Source organism: Oligoflexus sp. (assembly GCF_035712445.1).
Lineage (GTDB): Bacteria > Bdellovibrionota_B > Oligoflexia > Oligoflexales > Oligoflexaceae > Oligoflexus.
This window is the reverse complement of sequence record NZ_DASTAT010000110.1, coordinates 1-22,205: the sequence shown is the minus strand read 5'-3', so window position 1 is coordinate 22,205 and position 22,205 is coordinate 1. Positions and strand designations below refer to the sequence as shown.

Sequence of the window (22,205 nt, the reverse complement as noted above, 5' to 3'; positions counted from 1 at the left end):
CTTCAGGTAGGGATTCAGAATCCCCAATACTTTCGAGCTTCTTCACATTCGACGAATCTGACATCTGAAACCTCATTACCGCCACTTTTACTTCACTAAATTATCGGCAATTACTGTTTCAAACTTTGCTGGCACATAGGGTGACGATCCCTCACAGCTGGGAGCAGCCCGCAGGCTATGGAACCTATCATTTCAGGTTCAAAGGCGGAGTCCCCGAAGGTCTGACCATGGCCATGGGAGTGCCGTTCTCCGCCTATCGCCTTACCTTGACGGCAGGTGAGCAGCGCTTCGAGCAGTCGCAGGGGCAGTTTGGTCGCGACAACAAATCCTGCGTGCCCATCATGCAGGAGGCGCTGGTATTCCTGCCTCAGGTGACGGGGAAGGACGCCGACCTTTGGCTTGAAGTCTGTAACTTCCAAAACATCAAGGCCGGTCTGCGTAAGCCCATCGTTTTCGGGCAAGCCGCGGCTGTCTCCTCCTGGTTCTACCGGGCCGATGCTCCCAAGCTCGTGACACTGGGCACATTCTTCATCATCGCCCTTTATTTTGCGACGATGATCGTTCTCGATAACAGCCGGGCGGAAAGCATCATTTTCCTTCTGGTGTGCCTCGGCGGTGCGACGCGGATCATCTGCACGAATTCGTACCTGGAGAATATCTTCTTCTTCCTGGATCCTCGGCTTGTCTTCGAGATCCGCTATAAGCTCGAATATTCCGTGTTCGTTGTGCCGTCCTGTGGATTCCTCGCGATCACCTACATCTACTTTCCGAGCCGGGCCGGCCGTCTGCTCCTTTATATCTCCATCATCTCCATCGCACCGGTCGCAACACTGACTGCCATGACGCCCTATACCTTTTGGGGAAAGTTCGCCGCCTACTACCAGGTGCATTTGATGCTCTTTACGATGCTGGGCGTCGTCCTGAATTTTGCCGCGACCTTGCGCAGGGAAAGCTACAGCTTCCTCAACCTCCTGGCCACCTTGCTGCCGGCTGTCTCAGTTCCCTACGACATCATGCTGAGCCTAGGCTGGGTCAAGGGCGGAGGCTACGCGTTCGACTATTTCTTCGCCTGCTTTCTCATGATACACACCGTGATCTTCGTCGTTCGCTATAAGAACATGTCCCTATCCTCGCTGCATGGCTATGGGCAGCTGACAAAGATCGTGTTCCCCCACCAGATCGCCGGGATTAAAAAGGGTCTGAACCTGGAGGAAACCATGCCGACCACCCCTGGTGAAGCCTGCGTCATGAGCTTTGACATCATCAGAAGCTCCAGGATTCAGCACGAGAAAGCCAAGGAATTCTTCCGCAGCGTCTTTCGCCGTTGCAATGAAATCATGATGGAGGGCTACGATGGCGAGAGCCTTCGCGCCAATGCATACCGGATCAAGGAGATGGGCGACGGATTTCTTTGCTCGGTTGGCTACCCCTTCGCCTCACCGACAGGTTTCATGGCTAATGATGCTGTCCGACTCGCTCGCCGCTTCTACGAGGTCCTGCAGGAGGAGTCGAAGTTCCTGCAGCTCCAGGATCCGGTCTGCTGTGGGATTGGAATTGCACTCGATAACGTTGTCGGTTTTTTTCCGGATTCCGGAACCAAGGAGTACGATCTCTACGGACGGGCCGTGATCCTGGCTACGCGTTATGAAGAAATGCGCAAAAAGCTTTTGTCCGCGCAGCAGCCGCGTTCCATTCTTATCATTCAGGAGCGCGTTTATCTTTCCCTGGATCGTGCTCTGCGGGATGAGTTCGTGACCGTAAGTCTGGCTGAAGTTGGCCTCGGTATTCGTGACGATCATACGGCCGAACGCCTTTACTATACCTTTCTCGATGCAACGACTCGCGACGAAAAATCCGGGCAGCCCTTGGCTATTTCGGTCTAGAGCTTTGAAATAAAAATGCATTTTCCAACCAACGATAAAAAACCCTCGTCGCCTGCGGATCATCCCGAACGACAAGCCCATTCTGCTCCAGATTAACCTCTACAAAACCAGGACGCTCGTCAGACTTCAGGCTGCTCCAAACCCGCTCCTGAAGAATCAGAACGCTGCTATCAGGACTCCCCTTAAATAAAGACTTCCGCATAGCCTCGTAACGGGTCGCCAGCACAATAGACGGCCCGTAAAGATCATATTCCTTGGCCCCGGAGTCCGGATAAAAACCGGAAATTCCATCATGAGCAATCCCAATCCCGCACAGAATCGGTCGATTATATTCAAAAGCCTGCACTTCCTCCCGGAACACCTCATGAAAGCGCAGAGCCAAATCCAAAGCATCCTTGGCTATGGATTCACCGGCTGACCGAAAGGGGTAGCCAACCGAGCAAAGAAACCCGTCCCCCATCTCCTTGATACGATACCCACGCGCGGCCAGGTCGATACCATTGTACCCCTCCATCATAATCGCGTTGCAGCGGGCGAAGACTCTCCGCAGAAATTTTTTAGCATCCACATGCTGAATCTGGGAGCTGGCGATCACATCAAAGCAAATCACGCAGGCTTCTCCAGCCTGGGTCGGCATCGTTTGCTCCAATTCCCTGGATCGTCTGATCATTTGAATCTGGTGGGGATAGAACACTTTCTCCAGCTGCTTGAACGCATGACGAATCGCGTTGATGCGGGAGGCAGCGAGCAGAGCCACGGGAGTAAAATGTACCAATTGAAAGAGCATAAAGCAGAAGGTGAACTTTTCGTGCAGAGTAAAGTCTCCTGATATCCTCATGTAATGCAGGATAAAAACAAAATAGACCGCGCCATAGATAAGCAGATCCAGGAAAGTCGCCCCTACCAAAAAGAACATAACCACACCGTAAGTGAACCAAAAGTAGGAAGGCCCGGCGTTAATGTCCTCCGGCAGCATCATGAGCATGGTACAAGTACCCAGCGTCCCGTGCAGGAGGATGAAAGAAAGCGTCAAATGTTTGACGATCATTTTCTTGTTTTTACGTTCTGTGACAAAGCGCGTGGGAAAATCGAAAAGAAAGGCGACTGAGAAAGGGATACATATTAGAAAATGCCGCAGGATATACCCCGCGCTATCATAAGAAACGTCCGCACCACTCAGGGCAATAAATAGGTTGGTCATCAGCACAACCACGCATGCGCAAACCCCTGCAGAATACGGTCCGATGAGGTTGATCAGGCGGCGTTTGCTGAGATGAAAGCTCGATTTTTTCTTTTTATCCAACTCCAAGCTGACTCCGATTTTTTCGCCTCAGTAAGAATGATCGGAATCCTTGAGCCTGAATATTAGACCAAAAAAAACCGCAGCGTAAAAATCCGCTGCGGCCTCTCTCCTCAATAACCCAAAAACCTCAATGCGGAAGCGCTCCCTCACTCCGGGTCTGCAAATGCTCCCTCACAGTCTGCAGCGTAGGAATCTCATCCCCCCGCATAACCGTCTGCCCATTCTTATCAATCAAAGCACAGCAAAACTCCTGCGGACCCACCTGCAGTCTTTCATGCAAGGTTCCGTCCGGATGGTCTTCCACCATGACGATGATATTATCATTGTGGTCCAGCACGGAGTAATACTCCTGCGCGGTTTTGAAACCAGGGTGGTTCCGATCCGGGGCCACGATCGCGATCACGGATTTCACACCTTTGTAGCGATCGATGTCCTCGGTGCTGAGCATGAATAATTCAGGAACACCTTTAAGCCCCAAAGCCGAAATAAGATCAGTCATAAATCCCTCCTCAACAGCGTCCAAGTGCGCCCTCTGAAACTTGCATTATCCATGCCAGCAATTTCTGATAGAATATGGCCCAAAGATAATGAGGACATCCATGAAAGCTCATGTGCTGCTCGCGCTTGCCCTGACCCTGCTCCAATCCTGCCGCACCTCGCGCGCAACGGTTGAAATCCAGGACGCAAACGGCCCCACCAAAAAACCGAGCGCCGATTACCCGAATTTCGGCCGTTCGATCCAGACGACCTTTGCCATCAGCGCCATCAGCCTGCCGCTGCAGTATCAGGTCTACGAATATCTTGATTTAAGTTTAAAACGCCCGGGTGAAGAGGAAGACGCCTACAGCCGCAGTCGGTATAAACCGGGTGAAAGCCTGCCGATCGAACCCAATACCGATTACGAAGTCGTGCTGACAGCCATGAAAGGCACAGTGGAACTCTATTCCACAAAGTTCTGCAAACAGGTCTCAAGCTTCCGCGCAGCCGAGGGCCCCAATCTTTTTACGGCCTCTCTCTGCGCCCAGTCCGTCGCCCCCTGATATCAAACTTCATGCAGGAGGGCGGTATAGCCTTCCCGATAGCTGGGATAAAGAAACTTATAACCGGCATCCAGGATTTTCCGGTTGCTGATCCGCTTGTTCCCGCGCGCCGCGATCTGCTTCAAATCATCGGTCGCCTTTAAAGACTCAGGATCCATTCCCAACTGCTGAGCCATCCAGCGCATCACTTCATTCCGATCCGCAGCCTCGCAATCAACTCCATTATAGACCTGCCGCTGCGCATCACCCGCGAGCACATGGAGGATCATGCCCACGCAATCATCCCGATGAATGCGGTTGCTATAAAGTCCACCCTTCGAATAAATCCGCTCCGCACCTTCCTTGACGCGCCGCAAAAAATAAGTCCGGCCCGGTCCATAAATCCCGCCCATACGCAGGATGGAAAAATCACCGGCCCCTTCCATAAGGAATTTTTCGCCGCTCACCATAAAGCGTGAGGGTCCCAGCTGCACAAGGTTCGGATCGGTCTCATCCACCCAGGCCCCGTTGGCTTCCGCATACACCGAAGTGCTGGAAATATAGATCAAACGTCGATACCCGCCCTGAGCCTGCACAACCTGCACAAGATTACGAAGACCATCCTGATAGATATTACGATAACTCGCCTCATCCGACGCATCGGCGGACGCGCAGTAAACAATGTCCTCGACATCGCGCAGAACCTTCAGGGACTCGGGCTGCAGAAGATCAGCCTGGATGCTGGTCACTCCGGGCCACGCAACCTTGCTCCGGCGCAGGACAGAAACATCCTGTTTCCCCGTGGCCAAGACCCGCTCGGCCAAGGCCTGCCCCAGATAACCGCCCCCTGCAATCAAAAGCTTCGCCATCAGTTGTTTCTTTCTGTTTCCGTTCTGAATTTCTTCAGGACATATTTCAGTTCGCCAGTTGCTTTGTAAAGACAGCCGGTATTGCTCGACTGCAATTCGCCTTCGCTGCAGTAGCTGGTCAGAAGTCTTTGCCCCAATGTTTTACTCTGGGCATCCAACCATTTTTGGCAAGCGGCCACCGCCTCTTTTTCCGAAGCTTTGGAGCAGAAGACCTTCACTTCCGATTTTTCCTGCTCCTCCACGGTTTCTGTTTTAACATTGGTTCCGGCCCATGCGGCCGCGGTCATACAAAAGCCGCCCAAAACGATCAGACCTCGCTTTTTCATGCAAAATCTCCAAGCCAGATTTGTCTAAGGAAACATCCTGTGGTAAACAAAGCCCTCGAACAGCTGCTCGTCACGGAGGCTTTCCTTGTCCAGGACACCTGATCTTATCAAACTCGAACCGGCCCTGCCATGGCTGTCAGAACAGGGAAGTGCTGGATTTGTCCAGGCTCTCGGTGTGGACCGCCTCCTCTTGCAGCCCACTCCCGGCAGCCGTGATGGCGCTCATCTGACCCGCATTACCGTCCGCCTGAACGAGGGCCCGACCTTTACCCTGCACGGGGCCTGCACCCCGACCGCTGCGGAATGGGTTTTTGTGGTCGAGGACGCGGATCAACCACGCCTTCTTGATATGATGGGTCAGCTGCGAAAGGACCAGCACATCGAGATTTGCCGGAACAAGGACGTCGAAGCCAGCGATCGCTTCACCGGATTCAATCGCCTGTATTTTATTCCGGAAGCCCTGCCCCGGATGGATGAGTCCGCCCTTGATCTGAGTCGCGAATTTCTCGGCCGTACCTTCAGCGCTCCCATACTGATCACAGGCATGACCGGCGGCATCAGTAAAGGCACTGAAATCAATCGCCGTCTGGCTCAGGCCGCTGCGCGCATGAATATTCCCATGGGCGTGGGATCGCAGCGCATTGCCCTCGATAACCCGGAATATGCGCCTATATTCAAAGTGAAACCCGAGGCCCCCGGACTTTTTCTGATCGGCAATATCGGAATGTCCCAGCTCACAGGTCCGGATGCGCTGGATATCTGTCAGCGCGCAGTGGATATGATCGATGCCGATGCCCTGGCGATTCATTTCAACCTTGTTCAGGAACTCGTCCAGGTGGAAGGCGACCGCCGTTTCTCGGGACTTCTGCATGGACTGGAACGCATTTGCAAACATCTGAGCGTCCCGGTGATTGCCAAGGAAGTCGGCTGCGGCATGGCCCCCGATACTGTGCGACGCCTAAAGGAAATGGGTTTCAAGGCCGTGGATATCGGCGGCAAGGGCGGGACGTCCTGGTCCCATATCGAAGGGCTGCGCAGCCGTAGTGCGATGTCGCAGGACCTGGGTCTCGGTTTCCGCGACTGGGGTATTCCCACCGCGTATAGCCTGGCCGTTGTGCATAAGGCCTTCCCTGACTTGCCTCTGATTGCCACCGGCGGGATTCGTGATGGAATGACGGTTGCAAAGGCAGTGGCTCTGGGTGCGAGGCTGGTCGGCATAGGCTTGCCACTTTTACGCGCTGCCTTGGAGAGCGAAGAGGCTCCCCTGGAATTTTTGGAAACCCTGCGTCAGGGACTCAAGGTAACACTCATGGCCACCGGCGCGGCTCGCCTGGATGATTTGTCGCAGCGCCTGGTTCTGGGCCATCCTTTTGAGCGGGAATTTGAATCCATCGTCCGTGCATAAGTCCTGAGAATCAAGGGACAGAAATGACATTTCCAGGATGTCAGATGCTGTTCAAGAAAACTTGAACTGTGTTGGGCTTTCAGGCATTCTGAGGACGCTCTCTATCAGGCGACTGACTCTGACCTTCCAGTGGAAATGAAACCATGACCGGTGAAAATCGCAATCTGTTTCAGAATCGCTACCAAACGGCCCAGACTCCAGTTTCTTCCCGTTTGCCAGGTTTTTATGAACTCCCTATCGGCCAAAGGCGTGAAATCGTCATGGGCATGGGACGCCTGGATCGCGGACAGACGCATGCCCTCGGGGATTTTGGCACTCTCACAGCGGAATTGGTGGATGTCTTTATCGAGAATGGCGTTGGTACCTTTGCCATGCCTCTGGGTATTGCTACGAATTTTCATATCAACGGCCAGGACGTGCTCGTCCCCATGGCTGTCGAGGAATCCAGCGTGGTCGCTGCGGCAAGTCACGGCGCCAAGCTTGCTCGGGCCGGAGGCGGCTTTCAAACCAGCAGCACGGCGCCGGTTGGCACAGGCCAGGTCCAGGTTTTCCTGCTTGAGCCCTGTGACTACGAAAGCATCCTGAGTGCTGAGCGACAGAATCTGATCGCCTTTGCCAACGAAGGTCATCATCGACTGCTCGCACGCGGCGGTGGAGCCCAGAATATTTCATGGCGCTACATCGAAACTTTGAAATCCCTCGTTCTTTACGTGGATATCGACACCCGTGACGCTATGGGTGCGAACATGATCAATACGATGTGCGAGCGCCTCGGCAAACGCATGCAGGAACTTTTGCCCTGTGAAGTCGGCCTCCGCATTCTTACGAATCTTTGTGACAAACGCATAGCCCGCGCGCACTGCAAGGTTCCCAAAGAAGCTCTTTCCAACCGTGAATTCAACGGCGCGGAAGTGGTCGATCGCATCGAGCAGGCTTATCTTTTCGCGGCGCATGATGTGTATCGCGCGACCACTCATAATAAAGGCGTGATGAACGGCATTGATCCCGTGGTGATTGCCACCGGCAATGACTGGCGCGCGGTGGAGGCCGGGGCGCATGCCTACTGCTGCCGCACGGGCGTTTATCAGCCGATGACCCGCTGGTGGAAAAACAGCGAAGGCGATCTGGAAGGTGAAATCGAGCTTCCCATGGCCCTTGGGACCGTGGGGGGCGTGACCACGCTGCATCCGACATCGCAGGCGGCGCTTAAGATTTTGGGTTCGCCCAATGCGCAGGGCCTTGCAGAGATCGTGGTCGCTGTCGGACTCGCGCAAAATTTATCCGCTTTAAGAGCTTTGGCGTCCGAAGGTATTCAACGTGGCCACATGAGTCTGCATGAAAGCAATCTGCGTTTGGCCCAGCAAAAAGGAGCCCAGCGTCATTGAACAGCGTCTCGGTCCGAGTGCCAGGTAAAATCCTATTGGCCGGCGAATACGCGGTGCTGGACGGCCATCCGGCATTGAGTATGGCAGTGGACCGATATTTGACAGTGACACTGACGAAAAAGAAAGAAGGAGGCTGGACCCTCGCCTCCGACCTTTGGCCCACAGCACGCGCTTTGAATGCCGCGACAGCTCAGGACATCAGTTCCGAACCGCTCCTTCAGGTCGCGGACTTCGCGCAGCATCATTTTGCTTTGCCGCATGCTGACTGTACCATCACCTCCGAACTTGATATCCGTTTCGGACTCGGCAGTTCCACGGCACTGCGTTTAGGCGTTCTGCTCGCGGCTGCGGCTTTGCATCAGAATCTGACGACCCTGGATGAGCATACCAAGCTGGAAGCTGCCGCTCTCGCATTTCGCATGCAGCGCGTGCAGCAATCCTTTGCATCGGGTTATGACGTTCTCACGCAGGCTTTGGGTGGCGTTATTCTTTGGACGCCGGATTATCAGAATTGGCCTGGACAGTACTTGAAAAAGCTCGATCCCAAGCCTTTGATTCCCTATCTCCAGGTCTTTGTGGGCGGCGCCGGTGCACCGACAAGCACAGTCGGCGGCAGCGTGCGCACCGCCTTGCAGGACAGTGGTCGGCAGCGCGATTTTTACGAAGCTTCCAATCAGTGCATTCGCGGCTGGCTCAACCTTTGGCAGGAAGGAGCACACGCTCTTCCTAAACTTTGCCAGGATGTTGCCACGCAGCGTCGTATCTTTGCCGGCCTCCCCTACTTTCCGGAGCAGCTCTTTCACAATTTTGAATTTCTGCCCGGTTTTGATCAAAGCTGGACAGCCAAGACCACAGGCGCAGGAGGCGAGGATGCCATCCTGTTGATCGGCACACATGGTGATACCGAGGAGGCAACCGCATGCCTTGCGCGTGAAGGCTGGTATCCTTTGCCTGTGCATCCGATTGAACACGGCGCCAGCCTTTATTCCGGGGCATTATCATGAATTCCCTTTATACAGCTTCCGTTCCCAGCAATATTGCGTTCATCAAATATTGGGGCAAACGCCCGAATGCCAAACAGTGGCCGGCGAATGACTCGCTATCGATGACCCTCAATCAACTGGCAACGAAAACCTCGGCCCGTCTTTCCCACGCGGATGATCATAGTTTTCGCCTCGGTGATCGCGTTTATACGCGTCGGGATAAAAACCTCAATAAAACCTTCGTGCATCTCGATCGGCTTGCTCTGCGGTTTGGTTTTACCGCCAAACTTCAGATCACATCCGTGAATAGTTTCCCGATGGGCGCAGGCATTGCCAGCAGCGCCAGCGGACTCGCGGCCTTGACCCTTGCAGCGTTGATGGCCTGGACGGATTCACGAAACTGGGACGATCTGGAAAACAAGGGTTTCGACCGCACGCTGCTCGCTGACCTTGCGCGACTGGGATCCGGCAGTGCCTGCCGCTCTCTTTTCGGCGGTTTTGTGCAGTGGGAAGCGGGATCCAATGAAGACTCCCAGCGTTATGCCTCGCTCTTCTCGGATGAGCATTGGGCCCTGCGCGACACCGTGGTGCTGTTCAGCACGGAACAAAAAGCCGTCGGATCCACCGAAGCGCATGAGCTGGCCTGGAGCAGTCCTCTCTTTATACCGCGCCTCAGCGGATTGCCCGAACGCATGAACCTTGTGAAGCAGGCCCTGGCCGATCGCGATATGCAAGGCCTTGGCCTTTGGCTTGAAGTCGAAGCCCTCGAAATGCACGCCGTAATCATGACCGCAAGCCATCCCGTTCATTATCTGAATCAGGACGCGCTGCAATTCCTCGCCGATCTGCGGCAGGCGCGACAGCAGGGTGAAATTCATGCTTACTTTACAATTGACGCTGGACCGAATATTCATGTGATCCATGAAGCCAGCGAACATGAACGCTTGAAACTTTGGTTGCAAAGACGCCTGGCGGCGGATCGCCTGCTGCATGACAGCGTGGGTGGTGGTCCGCGTTTGGACTTTCAAAGTGAGTAATAAAACGTGAGTGAACATCAAAATTCCCAAAGTTCTGCGGACCCGCGTCCCGCGCCGGTCGAGGCTCATGCCAGCGCCTGTGGCAAGGCCATTATCGTGGGCGAACATGCGGTGGTGTACGGCACTCACGCAGTGGCTCTGCCGCTGAAACAGATGCGTCTTCATTTAACGCTGACGCCTCAGCCGCGACATGACAAGCAGCAGCAGATTCAGCTGACCATGGCCGGGCATGAGGCCTCGCCGCGGGTCAATAGTGTCCTTTCCGATGCGATGGAGCTTTTGGGATCCGCTCCGTTTTCCTTGAGCGCGAAAAGTCATAACGCCTTGCCGATAGGCGCCGGGCTCGGCTCGTCCGCGACGCTTTGTGTGGCGACTCTCCGGGCTTTGACGTCGAGCCTTGGCTATGAACTGCCACCGGCTCAGCTCGCGACCTATGCGAACGAACTGGAAAAGCGCTTTCACGGAACGCCCTCGGGCCTGGATGCCGCTGTGGTTGCTTATGAGGCCTGCATTCTTTTCGCCCGGAATAAACCCATCCTGCCCATTTCCCTGAAAGTCCCGAGCGGACATAAAAGCTGGGAATTTCTTTTGATTGATAGCTGCGTCCGCGCCTCCACCATGGCCATGATTCGTCAGGCCGAGCCTTATTTCAAAGGCCGCGCCGGGGAACGCCATCTGCAAAGCTTCGATGATCTTTCCTGGTTGGTTTACGGAGCCCTGCAGCAGGGTGATATTGCAACCGTAGGTGCTGCCATGAATGAATGCGGCAAGCTTCTGCGCGCGGCCTCGGTCGTGCCGGATGCTTTGGAAGAGATGATACAGCTCTGCCGCAAAATCGGTCTGCCGGGGGTGAAAACCACGGGGGCCGGCGGCGGGGGCATGATACTCGGGCTTTTGGATCCCGAGAAAGCCGACGAGCAGCAGAACGCTGTAAAAGCCGCTTTTCCCCAGCACTCCGTTTTTCGCGTGGCCATCGAATCCTGACGCGGTTACAATGGAAGGATTACCGGAAAAGAGGCCAGCGTATGGATATCAAAGTCCTATTGAACGGACCGGTTCCTTTCGATCAATTATCAGAAATGTATAGCATTGTCGGCTGGAACCGGGATGGCAGTCGCACGGCTCCTGCTTTGCAGAAGATGCTGGAGAAGACTTCGCATTACGCAACAGCCTTCGAAGGTTCGCGGTTGATCGGCTTTGGTCGGGTCATCTCGGATGATATTTTTCTTTTTCAGCTGACCGATGTCATGGTTCGGCCTGAATTCCGCAAACGCGGGATCGGGCTTCAGATTCTGAAGCAGCTTCTGGATGCCCTGCCTCCGAATGCGAATACGATTCGTATGATTGATGGTTTTATTAGTTCGTCGGTCTGGGAGAAGCTTGGCTATCACACCGTTCCTGCGGAACGGGTGATGTATGCGGTTTTGGAGAAGGACGATCCGAAGGTGAAGAAATCGTCCTGATGCTCAGAGTTCGTCATACTTCCGCGCGAGCCCTTTGGCTTTTTCAACAGGATATTTCGCGCGGTTTTTGTCCATCTTCTTAAGAGCCGCATCCACCGCATCGATTCCCAATTGATCCGCCAGATTCAGGAGACAGATCAGGACATCACCGATTTCGTCGCGGGCATTCTGCATTTTATCTTCGGGCAGTTTCCGACTTTGCTCGGGCGTCAGCCACATAAAGATTTCCAAAAGCTCGGCCGATTCCACGCTGACCGCAGCGGCCAGGTTCTTGGGATCGTGGAATTGCCGCCAGTCGCGTTCCTCTGAAAATTGCCGAATCTCTGCGATTAATTTTGCGATGTCCATCAGGGTCTTCCTATAAAGCGCGGGCCTTGCGTGGCCCGCTACCAGCCGTCAGCGCGGACCTTTGCGAGGCCCACCCTGGAATTTCTTTTTCCTGACAGGATGCTGCACCGGCTTGATAGCCCCCGCTGAACTCGTCCGCGGCGCATCCGCTTCCGCCCTCTGCGGTGCACGTGCGGCGCGGTTAAGCTTTTTCTGCTGCTTTTTGCTCAGATGCTCCTGCAGCTTGTCCTTCTCGTTATCCAGAAGATGCCCGAATTTCTCCGGCGTCACGACTTCACCCGGGCTGGCCTTCGCAGCCGCCTCGAAAAGCTTCGACAGCATCCCCGCTTCTTCATGCTTATGCGTGTCTGCGCTTTCCACCGGACGCTTGCGCACGACGAAAAGATAATTAAACCCACGCAGGAAGTAATTCCCTTCAATCGCCGACGTATGCCAGTGATTCCGCTTCAGCGATTTATTATGCCTCGTCACACAAACGATATCCACGGGCTCAAAAAGCCGCGTCATCCGCAGGAAAAGCTCAAATCCAATCGGACAGAAGGCCTTGTTCTTCGCCTGGGAATCCGAAACATAAAGCGCGAAGTAAGCGCCCGGCTTCAGCACGCGATAGATATCGGCGATCACTTCCTCCATCGCCTCGTAATACCCGCCGCCCCGCGCATCGAGTTCGCCTATGCACTGCTGATCCCCGGAATATTTCACATGCGTGGAATAAGGAGGATCAATAAACACAAAGTCCGCGCTCGCATCATCCAGCGGAATATGCCGCGCATCGGCCTTCTGGATATCCGGACGCGACGGAGAAATATCAAAACCAATCCCACGGCGGTCCAGATCCTTGCAGACATCCAGCGTCGTGCCGCTGCCGCAGAAGGGATCGATCACCACAGCACCCGGCTTGGTATAACGGTGCAGAAGGTTCCAGATCACATAGGACGGCGTGGCTCCAATATAGTCCGCATCGCCCTGCATCTCTTCACCGTAGTGCTGGGACGGAAAATCCCACAGCGTGGTGGTCTGCATCTTGGGAACCTTCGGCGCCCTTGGGGGCTGGCCCTGCATCCGCGGCCCACGATCGTCCGTCCGCGGCCCACGACCATCCGTCCGCGGCCCACGACCATCGGCCTGCATCCAGGATCCCCGGCCCTCCGTCTGCATCGACCCTCTCGGCATCCGCCCGTCGCCCTCCGAAGCTTTTTCACCCTTCGTCATCTGCGATCTAAAACGATTCTTATCCATGATTCTGTCTCATTTCCTGAAGCGGCCAGGGTTCCGGCCAGATCTCGTTCCAGTAAGCGGGCAAAGGAGCTTCCAGAGTCAAAGGCTTGCCGCCAACAGGATGTTTTAAATTCAAACAAAAAGCATGCAGCGCAATACGGCCTTCCCAGTTCATGGAAGACCCATACTTCCCATCCCCAACGATCGGCGTTCCCAGCGAAGCCAGCTGCACGCGAATCTGGTGGCTCCTTCCGGTTTCCGGTTCCACGCGGATCCAGCTGCGGTTGCCGTGGGTCGCAATCACTTCGTAATCAAGGATACTGCGCTTGGCCTCAGGATCCTTGGCCCCTGTAATCCGGGTCAGATTGCTATTTTTATCCTTGGCCAGAAAATGCTCGAGTCGGCCGCGCGGCTGCCGCGGAATCCCCTCGACAATGGCCACATAAATTTTATTCAGCTGCCTCTTTCGGAACATCTCATTCAAACGCGCGGCCCCCTTGCTGCTCAATCCAAACAGCACCAGCCCAGAAACCGGCCGATCCAGAAAGTGGATGGGCACGCAGTAACCCTTTTTCCCCTCCTCCTGCCGCGCGGCATTCCAGGCCCGCACGCGTTCCAAGAGGGTCTCATCCCCACTGTGATCCGATGCCACAGGCAAACGCGCCGGCTTGCTGACAGCCACGAGGTGATGATCTTGAAAGAGAATGGTCAGGGATGAATCCATAGGTCCGTCACGTCGATTATGCGGATGAAGTTCCTGCAAGGATCGCAGACTAGGACAGGACTTCCGCCCTGTCAACAGCGCGTTATACAGCCCCGCCCCCTGCCGGCCGGAGCGAGGGATCCACCGAAAATCAAAGCCGCAAACCGGGGCATTTTGCCTGATTCCCCAACCCTGATCTTTACCCGCGGACTCAAACCCGACCGGATAACTGCCGAAAATGACCAGGACGAAAGGGTTCCTCATGCGCATCTGGCTTTTGACATGGCTGCTCCTCTCAAGCCCACTCTTTGGGAAGGGTGAGGAAACATTTATCGACTACGATAAACTCGATCTGACCGTGACCATCAAAGCCCTGCGCTCGGGCAACCAGGATCCAAGCGGGATCAACAATTATTACTTCAAACTCACAGCCGATGCCCTCCCCATCCTGAAAGAGGAAGTGAAGAAACCCTTCACCGAACGCCTGAAAATTGAACGTGTCATTGGGGAATTCGGCGAAATTGAAATCAAGAGCCTGAAGAACTGGGTGCCCGATAAAAAACCCAATCCGTTGTTCAGCATTGCCCTGAGCGGTGACGTCATTCGCGAGATCGCGGCCGAGACCATGCGCAAATTCAAGGTTGCGGAGGATGGGGTCTCCATCATCTGTCGCATCGAACTCTTTGAGCGAAGCAAAAAATTCGGATTCTGGGGTGATGACCTGACGGTCGGTGAAGTGACCTTTCCTATTATTCCGGAAACTCTGCCGCACGGGCCACGGATTGAGAATCGCGAGATGACGATTACGGACAAGCTGGGAACCCAGGTGCGTTTATCCGTCGTTTTCAAGTATGCGCAGGAAAAAGCGGCGAGCGCAAAAACAGCCGCGGACAACACGTCCACGGCTGCCCCGAAATAAGCTCAAATCTCGTACACAACCACATCGTCGGAACGATAAAGCCGGTCGATGAATTCTTCCTTCTGCTTCGCGACGACGTTGCGTTTTACTTTCAAGGTCGGTGTCAGCGCCCCATTTTCCACAGTGAACGAATCTTTCATCACACCGACGCGCTTGATGGATTCGAAACTGGCCAGCTGCTCATTCACCCGACGCAGAAGCTTTTTCAGCTCCTCTTTGCGTTCGTCCGAATTCAAGGCCTTCGCGGTTTCATTATCCAGCGAAACCAGGGCCACGCAGTATTTTTTATCATCACCGACTATCATCGCGTCCTTCACTATAGGATGCGACTTCAGGTTATCCTCGATCGGCACCGGAGCCACGTATTTTCCGCCCGATGTCTTCAAAAGCTCTTTTTTGCGACCGACGATACGAAGGCGTCCTTCGCTGTCCAAGGCTCCAAGATCACCCGTTGCGAACCAGCCGTCGTCCGAAAGGACTTCGCGGGTCGCGACGGGATTTTTATAATAGCCTTTGAACATCCAAGGGGCGCGGAACATGATCTCACCGTCATCGGCTATGCGGATTTCATTGCCGGGAAAGGCCTTGCCGCAGCTGCCGATAATGACCTCATGGGCATCATTCAGGACGCCGAGGCAAAGGTTCTCCGTCAGTCCATAGACCTCGCGAATCATCACGCCGAACGCCCCGAAAAAGCGCATGACCTCAGGCCGGGTCGGTGCCGCACCCGTGACAAACATGCGGCAGCGATCCAGCCCCAAACGCTCGCGCAATTTGCGGCCCACCAAAGCGTCCGACACGATACCGCCGAGGCTTTGATCCTTGGCTTTTTTAATCTTATCATCGTCGATCCGCTGCTCGCCCAGAGTACGGGCCAGGGCAAAAACCGTGCGTTTGATAGGGCTCGCCGTCAAGAGTCCGGTTTGAATCTTCTCATAGATCTTTTCCCAAAGACGCGGCACGCACAGAAGAATGGTCGGCCGGCACCGCAGAAGATCTTCACCCAGGGTATCTATCGACCTTGCGAACGCGACTTCCGCCCCGTTCATGATGGAACCGACTTCCACCAGCTGCCGCTCCGCCACGTGGCTCAGCGGCAGAAACGAGAAATACCGATCAATCATCCCGTCCGGCGTCTCCAGAATCTCCGAGGTCGCCCGCATCGCTTCCGCTATATTCCCGTGACTATGAATCACGCCCTTCGGTTTTCCCGTGGTGCCGGAGGTATAAATAATCGTCGCGATATCATCATCACTGATCGCGACGGGCTCATGCAGCGTCTGCTTTGTTTCATGCAGGATAGTCGGCAGCGCATGGACATCCGACGCGAACTGCTCCGACATTTTCTTCGGGGCTTTTTCAAAACTGACAATGCCTGTAAGTTTCGTTTTCTGCAGATAGGTGATGCGTTCCAGAGTGTCCACGATCAGATATTCAGCGCCGGAGTGTTCCAAAATATAGCTTACATCTGCATGCGAAGAAGTCGCATAGACCGGGATCGAGATGGCTCCGATCGAAAGTATAGCAAGGTCCGCAATCATCCATTCCGGGCGGTTGGCGGACAGGATCGCGATCTTGGAACCCTTGTTCACACCCTGCGCCAGCAGCCAGCTTGCAAGCAGGCAAACCTCTTCCCGGTAACGCTTCCACGTCATGCTTACCCATTTCCCGTCACGGACACGGCAGTAGTAAAACGCCTTCTGATCCAGACGCGTCTGCGCCTGCTGAAAGAATTTTTCGGGCAAAGTCATCTTTGTGAACATGGCGAGTCCCCTGCTGATGTGTGATATCCGTGGACGGTTCTGCCTTTCTTATCACATGCCGCCTTACCGACAAGTGCTTTTGTCAAAATCCTGTAAGATAAGCTTCCCAATCATGGGCATTGCCCCTAAACTAGGGTCCGTTCGCCAATTGGGTGGCCATTTTTTCGCATAGGAATGTCATGCGCTTTTTGAACTTCATTCCCGGTTTGTTTGTCTTCGCGCTCATCAGCTGCGTCAGCACTGGCGAAAAATCCGGGAAACCCCATGATTTTTGCCTCTGCGGTCCGACGATCAATGCTGCAGGTGAACCCCAATGCGCGATTTGGGAAGATACAAAAAACTCAGGACAGAGCACCAAGGTCTGGGCCAGCCAGTCCCGTTCGAGCTGCGAACCAGCGGATTGCAGCCAGCTTTTCAGCGGCCTTTGTCAAAAAATTCAAATGGCCGCGACACCGCGCCCGGAACCCCAGGCTCCCAGCAATTCCTGTTACTGCGATAATATCCTCATGGAAAACGACAGAGGTCAGGTCCAGCTTTACTGTGCGGCCTGGGCTGAAGGCGGTAAAAACCTGATTGAATACTACACTTTGGATGACTGCTCACCCCAGCGCTGTGCGCAGCCCCCCTTCGTCCTGGCTGCCAAGGTCTGCAATAAGGGTTTCAAGGCTTTTTATCCGCCGCTCCACAACAAACGCTAAAAACTTGAGCGGACACAGCGTCGCTTAAGGATTCCACCCAGGTGCCGATAGGCACCTTATGAAGCACGTCAATCAAATTCGAAAAATTGTCGAACAGGGTCGCCTGGATGAAGCTCATAAGGCCATCGAGGATTTGCTGGAACTGGGTCCGAAAAACCTGGAAGCCTTGAAATTGAAAGCGGCTCTCTTTGAACACGTGGGCCGCTTCGAAGACGAGGAAAACATGTGGCGCCGCATTATCGAAATAGATAATGAGGACGAGGACGCCATCCACTACTTCCAAAAAGCCCAGATTGAAGATCGCGAGCACTATTACTTCACCGACCCCCTGCCCGGTGGCGGCCGCCGTTTCCTGGCCTATCCCCGCACGCTGGTGTCGGTGTCGTTTATTGGTCTGATCGGCTGCGTGAGCTTCCTGCTGCTCACCCGCGTCAACGGCCAGATGATCGTACAATCACCCATGTTGCTTCTTGCGGCCTTTGCGCTGATGGTGGTGAGCCCGTGGCTGGCTATCATTTATCTCTACGTCCGCACCATCCGTTCGATCAACGTGACGAGTTCCGCCATCGAAGTGGCGACGCGTTTCAAAACCATTCGTTATGCTTGGCCAGACATCCAACAGATTTGCCTCGCTCATTCTGGCGAACCGGAAGCTGGCGAGCTGAAGCTGGTCATCGTGCCTCGTGAGAAGGATGCTCAGCCTGTCACCATAGATTTTGCGGAGTCCACCTCGGCCGTGCGTGCGCGTCGGCACCTGATTCAGGAGATCCGCGACTACTTCCATGACATTCGCTACGAGTCTTTGGATTCGATCCCGCTGGATAGAAAATCCATTCGGCGCTTCTAAGAGCGAGCCCGGACCTTTAAATCCCCTGAAAACGCCATCAATCCACGCAATCCCGCCATGCCGGGATTTTTTTTAGCCCTTCCCTTGACACCTGAAAAAGGATACTTATTTTCCATTCGAAAAAGTGGCTGATCTGAGCCCGTGGGCTGCTCATGTCTTCGTCGCTGTACGAAGCTGAGACCCTCTTTGAACCCGTCAAAATGATCGAATGTTATTACGAGAGTTGGAGGCCAAACTATGAAACTTAGACCATTGCAGGATCGAGTCCTCGTGAAGCGCGTTGAAGCCGAGGAAAAGACTGCCAGCGGCATCATCATCCCTGATAACGCCAAAGAAAAGCCATTGGAAGCCGAAGTGATCGCAGTTGGCAACGGCCGTCGTCTGGATAATGGCGAAGTCGTGAAGCCGGAATTGAAGGTTGGCGATCGCGTTTTGATCAGCAAATATTCGGGCTCTGAAGTCAAGGTCAATGGCGTCGAGCACCTGATCCTGCGTGAAGACGACATCATGGGCGTCCTTGTCTAAGATCACTTATTAATTCATTCCATCATTCAAATATGAGGAAATCATGACAGCTAAGACGATTAATTTTGGTGAAGAATCCCGTCGCAAGATTCTCGTTGGTGTCGATACTCTGGCTAATGCCGTGAAAGTCACCCTCGGTCCTAAGGGCCGCAACGTGGTGATCGACCGTTCGTTCGGCGCTCCCAACATCACCAAAGACGGTGTGTCCGTTGCCAAGGAAATCGAACTCGAAGACAAGTTTGAAAACATGGGCGCTCAGATGGTGAAGGAAGTTGCTTCCCGCACCTCCGACAACGCCGGTGACGGCACCACGACCGCGACTGTCTTGGCTCAAGCCATCTTCCGCGAAGGCGTGAAGCTGGTCGCTGCTGGCCACAACCCCATGGAACTGAAGCGCGGCATCGACCTCGCTGTCAAAGCCATCGTGGAAGCTCTCGACAAAATCTCCCGTCCTACCCAGACTCGCGAAGAAGTCGCCCAGGTCGGCGCCATCTCTGCCAACAACGACCGCGACATCGGCAACATCCTGGCTGAAGCCATGGACAAAGTCGGCCGCGACGGTGTGATCACCGTTGATGAAGCCAAGGGCATGGACACCACTCTCGAATTCACCGAAGGTATGCAATTCGATCGCGGTTACCTCTCTCCTTACTTCGTAACCGATGCTGAGCGCATGGAATGCGTTTATGAAAATGCCTTCGTTCTTCTGAGCGAGAAAAAAGTCAGCAACATGAAAGAACTGCTCCCGGTTCTTGAGCAGGTTGCTCAATCCGGTCGTCCTCTCGTCATCGTTGCTGAAGACGTGGACGGCGAAGCCCTCGCCACTCTCGTTGTCAACCGTCTGCGCGGCACGCTGAAAATCGCTGCTGTGAAGGCTCCTGGCTTCGGCGATCGCCGCAAAGCCATGCTCCAGGACATCGCGATCCTGACGGGCGGCACTGTGGTTTCTGAAGACGTTGGTCTGAAGCTGGAAAACACCACGCTGCAGCAGCTCGGCCAGGCCAAGCGCGTGACCATCACCAAAGACAACAGCACGATCGTGGACGGTCAGGGTGCAAAAGCTGATATCGACGCTCGCGTTGCTCAGATCCGCGCCGAGATCGACAACACCACCTCCGATTACGATAAAGAAAAACTGCAAGAGCGCCTCGCGAAACTCGTGGGCGGCGTTGCTGTGATCAAAGTCGGTGCAGCCACCGAAGTTGAAATGAAAGAAAAGAAAGCCCGCGTGGAAGATGCCCTCAACTCCACCCGCGCTGCAGTCGAAGGCGGCATCGTCCCAGGCGGCGGTACAGCTCTCCTCCGCGCTCAAGCCGCTCTGGACACTGTGAAAGTCGACGGCGAGCAAAAATTCGGCGTCGCCATCGTTCGCCGCGCGATCGAAGAGCCTCTTCGTCAGATCGCTCTCAACGCAGGCCTCGAGCCAGCTGTTGTGGTCGACAAAGTCAAAGGCATGAAAGCTGGCGAAGGCTTCAATGCTTTGACTGAAGTTTACGAAGATCTTTACAAGGCTGGCGTCATCGACCCAACCAAAGTCACCAAAACTGCATTGACCAACGCAGCTTCCGTTGCTGGTCTCCTCCTCACCACCGAAGCCATGATCGCTGACAAGCCTCAAGAAGCTGGTGCAGCTGCTGCTCCTGCTATGGGTGGCATGGGCGGAATGGGTGGTATGGGCGGCATGGGCGGCATGATGTAAGCTGCCTCCCTCGGCCCCTGGCGGGGCCTTGGGGCCTTGAAACCAAGAGTGGAAAGCCGGTCTTTGACCGGCTTTTTATTTGTCCTATATCTGTCCTATTTTCTCCAACAGCGATTCCATCACAGACTCAAACTTGGGCCTTTCCTTAAGAGAGAGCGTTGCCGTCACCCACCCCCTTTTGAGTAGCGTGGTATCAATGGATCGAATTGTATCGGCAAATGACTTAGGCACTCGATCGCCGCGGAAATTAAAGGTGGCTTCCAACGCCAGTCGCAGATTTTCGATATTTGCCTGTGGCCAGAATAAATCGATATCGTAGACGTCCTTGGATCGTGAGTTGTTGTCTCCCAGAACAACCAGAGCATGAATTTTTTCCGCCAACATCGTCTCTATTGGATAAACCTGCCATGACAAGCTCCCTTCCCCGAGAGTACACGTTGTTTCCGTTTTGAAAGGTCCAGGCGTTACAGGATCACCAATTCCAAGATCGATATTCACAATTAAAGCGTTCTTGAGCTTGGCAGGTATATCACCGATTCCAGCTCGAAAAGTTAGGCGTCGACCTCCATATTCGCCCTGGGTTTGCAAGGTATCTTCTCCCTCCCAGACAAACCACGCTCCGTCCCCCATATCATGATCAACGGCATTTTTAATTCGTTGAATAGCTTCTTCCGGGGAAAGTCCTTTTATGACAGCATCGATATCAGACGTGAATCGAGTAGACTGGTAAATACGGAGCGCGACATATCCTCCCTTAAAAACAAGATGGTCTTGAAGCAAAGAATCGAGAAGTATTCGTGCTACGGCTCGCTCCAGAAGGAAGAGGGTTCGCGTTTCCATCGAAGAACGACCGGTCGTGCGAGAGATGTTCAAAATCTTCGCTTCTATTGATTTTATCTGAGGAGTTGATAAAGAGGTTTTCATTTTGTCGTTATTGCCTCCCAATTTTTTATAAGGAGTGGCCGAATACCTAATCTTTTTGCGGCATTTTGAAGTTTGCTTTCGGTAGTCTTTTTCTCGGCAAGAGCTGTCCTCGCAGCTGTCAAAGCCGTCTGATAGCCCATTTTTGTGGAGTAGGCGAAGGCTTCCAGAATTGCACGTTCGATAGTAACAATACGCCATGTGGCATTGTCGACAATTTCGACCTTCGGGTCATGCTTGGTTCTTAAGACTCGGTAGTTTTTGTAGGTACCTTTATTCGAGTTTGGAATCATAACCCAAGTTTGCGTCGGTACTTGTTCAACCAGCACATAATAGGCGAGCGCAGTAAGACCACCTATGACAGAGTCTGGACCCGTGCGAAGACAGGCAACAATAAAATCCACATGCTCCGGTTTATCGAAATCGCGATGCATGAAAATTCCGTGTTCCAGACGCACAAGAGTACCTTCTTTTGCCATTCTCGAGAGTGAGGGTTGGGAGATGCCCTTTTCGATAGCGTCGGAAGCACGGAAAATGCCAAGAGATTTTAAGATTGCGTCAGTTTGCTTCTGTGCTCTGCTGGATGCCATTTGACCTCTAGGAGTGATGAATGAAATCAAGGTAAATTTTACATTTTGCCTCAAAATCATTCAATATCGTTCCGATGGGCACGATTTACTTATCCCGTAACATATTGATAATAAACATACTATTTTCTATCCTGGCTTAACTCTACAGCTGGCATGGGCGGCATGATGTAATCCGCTTCCCTCGGCTCCCTCGCGAGGCCTTGGGCCTTAAAACCAAGTGTGGAAAGCCGGTCATTGACCGACTTTTTTGCTTTAGGATGGCCTATCAGACCCGGCTCCCTTGTGTTACAACCCGACCCAG

The 22,205-nt window shown here is 54.0% G+C and carries 23 protein-coding genes; 13 read left to right on the top strand and 10 right to left on the bottom strand.

The genetic code is table 11. The annotated features are described in order from the left end of the window. Window positions 1-140 precede the first annotated feature (140 nt). Window positions 141-1,883, top strand: coding sequence for an adenylate/guanylate cyclase domain-containing protein (locus VFO10_RS24255; RefSeq protein ID WP_325144582.1), 1,743 nt, complete (start codon window positions 141-143; stop codon window positions 1,881-1,883). On the opposite strand, the gene VFO10_RS24250 is transcribed toward VFO10_RS24255, so the two are convergent. Both VFO10_RS24250 and VFO10_RS24245 read right to left on the bottom strand, forming a co-directional pair. Further along, window positions 1,870-3,192 carry an adenylate/guanylate cyclase domain-containing protein gene (locus VFO10_RS24250; RefSeq protein WP_325144581.1) on the bottom strand — a complete coding sequence of 441 codons (1,323 nt, stop codon included), beginning with the start codon at window positions 3,190-3,192 and terminating at the stop codon, window positions 1,870-1,872. The two genes, VFO10_RS24255 and VFO10_RS24250, sit on opposite strands and share 14 nt — an antisense overlap. Window positions 3,193-3,313: 121 nt before the next feature. After that, a complete protein-coding gene (locus VFO10_RS24245) occupies window positions 3,314-3,685 on the bottom strand; it encodes a hypothetical protein (protein WP_325144580.1) in 372 nt (123 codons plus the stop codon). A 100-nt stretch (window positions 3,686-3,785) separates the two neighbouring features. Here VFO10_RS24245 and VFO10_RS24240 point away from each other — a divergent pair, with 100 nt between their 5' ends. Beyond that, on the top strand, window positions 3,786-4,226 hold the full coding sequence (locus tag VFO10_RS24240; RefSeq protein ID WP_325144579.1) for a hypothetical protein: 441 nt from the start codon (window positions 3,786-3,788) through the stop codon (window positions 4,224-4,226). Window positions 4,227-4,228: 2 nt separating this feature from the next. Here the strand turns inward: VFO10_RS24240 and VFO10_RS24235 are convergent, their stop codons facing one another. Next, complete coding sequence (locus VFO10_RS24235) at window positions 4,229-5,074, bottom strand: NAD-dependent epimerase/dehydratase family protein (RefSeq protein ID WP_325144578.1); 846 nt, start codon at window positions 5,072-5,074, stop codon at window positions 4,229-4,231. Beyond that, a complete protein-coding gene (locus VFO10_RS24230; protein ID WP_325144577.1) occupies window positions 5,074-5,400 on the bottom strand; it encodes a hypothetical protein in 327 nt (108 codons plus the stop codon). The genes VFO10_RS24235 and VFO10_RS24230 overlap by 1 nt, the downstream gene beginning before the upstream one ends. Window positions 5,401-5,485: 85 nt before the next feature. Here VFO10_RS24230 and fni point away from each other — a divergent pair, with 85 nt between their 5' ends. From fni to VFO10_RS24200, 6 genes are all read left to right on the top strand, one after another. Next, window positions 5,486-6,805 carry a type 2 isopentenyl-diphosphate Delta-isomerase gene (fni, locus tag VFO10_RS24225; protein ID WP_325144576.1) on the top strand — a complete coding sequence of 440 codons (1,320 nt, stop codon included), beginning with the start codon at window positions 5,486-5,488 and terminating at the stop codon, window positions 6,803-6,805. Window positions 6,806-6,948: 143 nt separating this feature from the next. Next, entirely contained in the window at window positions 6,949-8,190 is a 1,242-nt protein-coding gene (locus VFO10_RS24220) for a hydroxymethylglutaryl-CoA reductase, degradative (protein ID WP_325144575.1), read from the top strand. A 104-nt stretch (window positions 8,191-8,294) separates the two neighbouring features. After that, window positions 8,295-9,194, top strand: a complete 900-nt coding sequence (locus tag VFO10_RS24215) for a hypothetical protein (RefSeq protein ID WP_325144583.1) — start codon at window positions 8,295-8,297, stop codon at window positions 9,192-9,194. Continuing rightward, window positions 9,191-10,210 carry a diphosphomevalonate decarboxylase gene (gene mvaD, locus VFO10_RS24210; RefSeq protein ID WP_325144574.1) on the top strand — a complete coding sequence of 340 codons (1,020 nt, stop codon included), beginning with the start codon at window positions 9,191-9,193 and terminating at the stop codon, window positions 10,208-10,210. The genes VFO10_RS24215 and mvaD overlap by 4 nt, the downstream gene beginning before the upstream one ends. Window positions 10,211-10,216: 6 nt before the next feature. Then, window positions 10,217-11,194 (top strand): mevalonate kinase, encoded by a 978-nt coding sequence (mvk, locus tag VFO10_RS24205; RefSeq protein WP_325144573.1) that lies wholly within the window; start codon window positions 10,217-10,219, stop codon window positions 11,192-11,194. Window positions 11,195-11,235: 41 nt separating this feature from the next. After that, window positions 11,236-11,673, top strand: a complete 438-nt coding sequence (locus VFO10_RS24200; protein ID WP_325144572.1) for a GNAT family N-acetyltransferase — start codon at window positions 11,236-11,238, stop codon at window positions 11,671-11,673. 3 nt (window positions 11,674-11,676) lie between these two features. On the opposite strand, the gene VFO10_RS24195 is transcribed toward VFO10_RS24200, so the two are convergent. From VFO10_RS24195 to VFO10_RS24185, 3 genes are all read right to left on the bottom strand, one after another. Beyond that, window positions 11,677-12,021: a nucleotide pyrophosphohydrolase gene (locus tag VFO10_RS24195; RefSeq protein WP_325144571.1), complete on the bottom strand. Its 345-nt coding sequence runs from the start codon at window positions 12,019-12,021 to the stop codon at window positions 11,677-11,679. 48 nt (window positions 12,022-12,069) lie between these two features. After that, window positions 12,070-13,179, bottom strand: coding sequence for a TRM11 family SAM-dependent methyltransferase (locus VFO10_RS24190; RefSeq protein ID WP_325144570.1), 1,110 nt, complete (start codon window positions 13,177-13,179; stop codon window positions 12,070-12,072). A gap of 73 nt (window positions 13,180-13,252) precedes the next feature. Next, complete coding sequence (locus tag VFO10_RS24185; RefSeq protein WP_325144569.1) at window positions 13,253-13,963, bottom strand: RluA family pseudouridine synthase; 711 nt, start codon at window positions 13,961-13,963, stop codon at window positions 13,253-13,255. 241 nt (window positions 13,964-14,204) lie between these two features. On the opposite strand from VFO10_RS24185, the gene VFO10_RS24180 reads away from it, so the two are divergent. Further along, window positions 14,205-14,861, top strand: coding sequence for a hypothetical protein (locus tag VFO10_RS24180; protein WP_325144568.1), 657 nt, complete (start codon window positions 14,205-14,207; stop codon window positions 14,859-14,861). 2 nt (window positions 14,862-14,863) lie between these two features. On the opposite strand, the gene VFO10_RS24175 is transcribed toward VFO10_RS24180, so the two are convergent. After that, window positions 14,864-16,624 carry an AMP-dependent synthetase/ligase gene (locus VFO10_RS24175; RefSeq protein ID WP_325144567.1) on the bottom strand — a complete coding sequence of 587 codons (1,761 nt, stop codon included), beginning with the start codon at window positions 16,622-16,624 and terminating at the stop codon, window positions 14,864-14,866. A gap of 179 nt (window positions 16,625-16,803) precedes the next feature. On the opposite strand from VFO10_RS24175, the gene VFO10_RS24170 reads away from it, so the two are divergent. From VFO10_RS24170 to groL, 4 genes are all read left to right on the top strand, one after another. After that, the gene (locus VFO10_RS24170) at window positions 16,804-17,322 is read left to right on the top strand and encodes a hypothetical protein (protein WP_325144566.1); all 519 of its coding nucleotides are present in this window, start codon (window positions 16,804-16,806) and stop codon (window positions 17,320-17,322) included. Window positions 17,323-17,380: 58 nt separating this feature from the next. Beyond that, entirely contained in the window at window positions 17,381-18,169 is a 789-nt protein-coding gene (locus VFO10_RS24165) for a hypothetical protein (RefSeq protein ID WP_325144565.1), read from the top strand. A gap of 237 nt (window positions 18,170-18,406) precedes the next feature. After that, a complete protein-coding gene (groES, locus tag VFO10_RS24160) occupies window positions 18,407-18,694 on the top strand; it encodes a co-chaperone GroES (RefSeq protein ID WP_325144564.1) in 288 nt (95 codons plus the stop codon). A gap of 43 nt (window positions 18,695-18,737) precedes the next feature. Further along, window positions 18,738-20,393 (top strand): chaperonin GroEL, encoded by a 1,656-nt coding sequence (gene groL / locus VFO10_RS24155; protein ID WP_325144563.1) that lies wholly within the window; start codon window positions 18,738-18,740, stop codon window positions 20,391-20,393. An 84-nt stretch (window positions 20,394-20,477) separates the two neighbouring features. Here the strand turns inward: groL and VFO10_RS24150 are convergent, their stop codons facing one another. Both VFO10_RS24150 and VFO10_RS24145 read right to left on the bottom strand, forming a co-directional pair. After that, on the bottom strand, window positions 20,478-21,317 hold the full coding sequence (locus tag VFO10_RS24150; RefSeq protein WP_325144562.1) for a nucleotidyl transferase AbiEii/AbiGii toxin family protein: 840 nt from the start codon (window positions 21,315-21,317) through the stop codon (window positions 20,478-20,480). After that, the gene (locus VFO10_RS24145) at window positions 21,314-21,964 is read right to left on the bottom strand and encodes a type IV toxin-antitoxin system AbiEi family antitoxin domain-containing protein (protein WP_325144561.1); all 651 of its coding nucleotides are present in this window, start codon (window positions 21,962-21,964) and stop codon (window positions 21,314-21,316) included. The genes VFO10_RS24150 and VFO10_RS24145 overlap by 4 nt, the downstream gene beginning before the upstream one ends. Window positions 21,965-22,205: the final 241 nt, after the last annotated feature.